General features: G+C 36.2%; 7 protein-coding genes and 2 tRNA genes. 7 read left to right on the forward strand and 2 right to left on the reverse strand.

Annotated features, from left to right (window positions below; translation table 11 throughout):
• Both gatC and ABGX27_05205 read right to left on the reverse strand, forming a co-directional pair.
• Positions 1-159, reverse strand: a 159-nt coding sequence (gene gatC / locus ABGX27_05200) for an Asp-tRNA(Asn)/Glu-tRNA(Gln) amidotransferase subunit GatC (GenBank protein MEO2068892.1), incomplete at its 3' end; no start/stop codon positions are given.
• Positions 156-476: a cyclic-phosphate processing receiver domain-containing protein gene (locus tag ABGX27_05205; protein ID MEO2068893.1), complete on the reverse strand. Its 321-nt coding sequence runs from the start codon at positions 474-476 to the stop codon at positions 156-158. The genes ABGX27_05205 and gatC, both read right to left, overlap by 4 nt.
• Positions 477-513: 37 nt before the next feature.
• Here ABGX27_05205 and ABGX27_05210 point away from each other — a divergent pair, with 37 nt between their 5' ends.
• The 7 genes from ABGX27_05210 to hslU all read left to right on the forward strand — a co-directional run.
• The gene (locus ABGX27_05210; protein MEO2068894.1) at positions 514-720 is read left to right on the forward strand and encodes a thiamine biosynthesis protein ThiS; all 207 of its coding nucleotides are present in this window, start codon (positions 514-516) and stop codon (positions 718-720) included.
• 4 nt (positions 721-724) lie between these two features.
• Positions 725-1,153, forward strand: a complete 429-nt coding sequence (gene ruvX, locus ABGX27_05215; protein MEO2068895.1) for a Holliday junction resolvase RuvX — start codon at positions 725-727, stop codon at positions 1,151-1,153.
• A 37-nt stretch (positions 1,154-1,190) separates the two neighbouring features.
• Positions 1,191-1,266 (forward strand) — tRNA-Phe (locus ABGX27_05220).
• Positions 1,267-1,327: 61 nt separating this feature from the next.
• Positions 1,328-1,414: transfer RNA gene (locus ABGX27_05225), tRNA-Leu, on the forward strand.
• A 107-nt stretch (positions 1,415-1,521) separates the two neighbouring features.
• On the forward strand, positions 1,522-1,773 hold the full coding sequence (locus ABGX27_05230; protein MEO2068896.1) for a hypothetical protein: 252 nt from the start codon (positions 1,522-1,524) through the stop codon (positions 1,771-1,773).
• A gap of 8 nt (positions 1,774-1,781) precedes the next feature.
• Positions 1,782-2,315, forward strand: a complete 534-nt coding sequence (hslV, locus tag ABGX27_05235; GenBank protein ID MEO2068897.1) for an ATP-dependent protease subunit HslV — start codon at positions 1,782-1,784, stop codon at positions 2,313-2,315.
• Between the two features lie 12 nt (positions 2,316-2,327).
• Positions 2,328-3,474, forward strand: a 1,147-nt coding sequence (gene hslU, locus ABGX27_05240; GenBank protein ID MEO2068898.1) for an ATP-dependent protease ATPase subunit HslU, incomplete at its 3' end; no start/stop codon positions are given.

Here is a 3,474-nt window from a genome sequence, read left to right on the forward strand (position 1 = left end):
GAACTTTGGATAAATACCGTCGGTGTTAAGTTCATTAAGTTTTTCTACAAAATCGAGAATTTGACTAAGTTGTTTTTGGAACTTTTCAACCTCTTCTTCTTTTAACTCAGGCCTTGAAAGCATAGCAATGTGTTTTACAGTATCTTTTGAGAGCTTCATCTTCTACTCCTTAAAATGGCTTTTATAGATTTTCCTATTTCTTCAATTTCTCTCGCGGCAAAACTATCAGAAGAGTGCGAAGTAATTTTAACATTAGGATTAAGTTCAACTTCTCCCAAAATAACGGCTTCTTCTAACCACTTTACAAAGTCAATACCATTTCCACCCAAATGGTAAAACTCACCCATGTAGTTATCAAGATCTAAGACTTCTATATCTTTACCATATCTTTTTACAATCTCTTTTAGTTCGTTTACACTTCTTACTAAAGTGTATCCAGGCGGTGGTGTTCTTGTGTCATCGAGATATATTTTCATTGTTAAACCCTTTAGTTTGCAATTTTCGGAGGTTATTATGGGCAAAATTTTAGTAGAAATTGGAAACTGTGTAAAAGAAGTGGAAATAAAAAGAAAAAGTATTAGAGTAGACAGACTCTTAGAACTTTTAGGAATTTATCCAGAAACAGCGGTTGTTGTGAAAGATGGTGAGCTCCTTTGTGATGATGAGAAGATAACAGATGGAGAAAAGGTAAAAGTTGTAATTGCTACTTCTAAAGGATAGATAAATGAAACGGGTTATGGCACTAGATGTTGGATTCAAGAAAATAGGTGTTGCCGTTTCAGATCCACTCCTTTTAACAGCGAGACCTTATACAATAATATACAGAAAAAGTAACAAAGAAACCTTTAAAGAACTTCTAAAAATCATAGATGATCTTAACGTTGGAAAAGTTTTAATAAGCATTCCCATAAACTCTCAAGGGGAAATAACAAAGATAGGAGAAAAGTTTAAGAAATTCGCAAACAAATTTAGCGAGTATTTAAAAAGTATTGGAAAAGAAATAGAAATTGAGTTTGTTGATGAATCTTATTCCACTTTAGAAGCAAAGGAACTATACAAAACTTTAGGGAAGAAAGAAAAAGACGAACTTGACGACGTTGCAGCAGCACTTCTTTTAAAAGAGTGGCTTGAAAAGAAAAGTTCCACCTCTTGACACAAGTGGGTATTCCTTCTATATTTTCTCTTGCAAAGCCGAGGTAGCTCAGTTGGTAGAGCAGAGGACTGAAAATCCTCGTGTCGGCGGTTCGATTCCGCCCCTCGGCACCATTTTTTCTAACAAATAAAAAAACAAGAAGAAACTAAAGATATTTTTATTTATAAATCCCTTGCCCGGGTGGCGGAATTGGCAGACGCACGGGACTTAAAATCCCGGGGCCGCAAGGCCGTGCGGGTTCGATTCCCGCCCCGGGCACCACGTGTTCTACATCCATCTTAAACTCCCGCAAATTCCCCTTTACAAAAATTAACGTTTACCAATATATTTATTTTCCAATCTGAAGTTTTTCCTTTTGGAGGTAGTAAATGGAGTCCCTAATTTTTCTTTTTCTCATTACTTTTCTTATAAATATCCCTTTTGGATGGTTAAGAGAAGGAACAAAGAAGCTATCTCCTCTTTGGTTCCTTTATATTCACGCTCCAATACCGTTTATAATCTTTTTAAGGATTAGTTTAGGAGTACCTTGGAAATTCGCTCCCTTACTTATTATAGTTGCTATTCTTGGACAACTTGTAGGATCAAGAGTCCGAAGAAAAAGACAACTTACCTACTCTTAGGAGGAAATATGAACTTTCATGCTACAACCATTTGCGCAGTCTTAAGAGATGGAAAAGTTGCAATGGCTGGAGACGGTCAGGTAACTCTTGGAAATACAATCTTTAAGAATGGTGCAAGGAAAGTAAGAAAAATTTATGGTGGAAGAGTTTTAGTGGGTTTTGCTGGTTCTGTTGCCGATGCTTTTTCTCTCTTAGAAAGATTTGAAGATAAACTACAAACTTTCAGTGGAAATCTTTTAAAGTCTGCAGTAGAACTTGCAAAAGATTGGAGAACCGATAGAGTTTTAAGACGCCTTGAAGCTATGCTTTTAGTCGCCGATAGAACAAAAATTCTCTTAATTTCAGGTAATGGAGATGTAATAGAACCGGATATTCCTGTAATGGCTATCGGTTCTGGAGGAGCTTACGCTCAAGCAGCTGCAACTGCACTTTATGAAAATACGGATCTTTCTGCTAAAGAGATAGCACTAAAATCTCTTGAAATAGCTGGGAAAATCTGCGTCTATACCAACACAAATATCGTAGTAGAAGAACTCGAATAATTTGGAGGAAAAATGTTTGGAAAACTTTTTGGAAAGGGTGATGAGAAGAAGAAGGAAACAATTAGTGAAAAGTTTTTAACTCCTAAAGAAATAGTAAAAGAACTTGATAAATACATTATTGGTCAAAAAGAAGCCAAGAAAGCAGTAGCAATAGCTTTAAGGAATAGATGGAGAAGACAAAGACTTCCAGAAGATATGAGAGACGAAGTAGCTCCGAAAAACATAATAATGATTGGGCCAACAGGAGTTGGAAAAACGGAAATAGCAAGAAGACTAGCAAAACTTGTAAAAGCTCCATTTATAAAAGTTGAGGCTACAAAATTTACAGAAGTTGGATACGTTGGAAGGGACGTTGAATCCATAATAAGGGACTTAGTGGAAATAGCCATTAATATGGTCAAAGAAGAAAAGATGGAAGCTGTTATGGAAAGGGCTAAAGAACTGGCTTACGATAGACTTGCCGAAATTATGGTTCCTGAACCTCAAGACCAAAAACAGTCTATTCAAAATCTCTTTGATGTATTCTTATCTCCTCAAAAAGCTCAAGATTATGACCTAGAAAAAGAAAAAGCAAGAATAAAAGATGAAAGGAACAGAATAAAAAAACTCCTAAAAGAAGGAAAACTTGACGATGAAATCGTTGAAATAGCCGTTACTGTTGAAACTCCAAGTGTAAACGTAATAGGAGTTGGTGGAGACTTAGCAAACCTTCAGGATATGCTCTCTTCTATTTTCCCAAAACCTAAAAAACTTAGAAAAATGAAGGCGAAAGAAGCTCTTCGCTATTTAGCACAGGAAGAAGCCCAAAAGCTTATAGATATGGACGAGGTCATAAGAGAAGCAATAGATAGAGTTGAAAATCAAGGAATAGTTTTCATAGATGAAATAGATAAGGTAGCAGCAAGAAGCGGTGGAAAAGGTCCTGACGTTTCAAGAGAGGGTGTTCAAAGAGACCTTCTACCGATAGTTGAAGGAAGCAAAGTATCAACAAAGTATGGTTTAGTGAGAACTGATCACATTCTTTTTATTGCAGCTGGTGCTTTCCACATCGCCAAACCTTCAGATTTACTCCCTGAACTTCAAGGAAGATTCCCAATAAGGGTTGAATTAAAACCTTTAACAAAAGAAGATTTTGTGAAGATACTTACAGAACCAAAAA

Source organism: Desulfurobacteriaceae bacterium, assembly GCA_039832905.1.
Lineage (GTDB): Bacteria > Aquificota > Aquificia > Desulfurobacteriales > Desulfurobacteriaceae > Desulfurobacterium.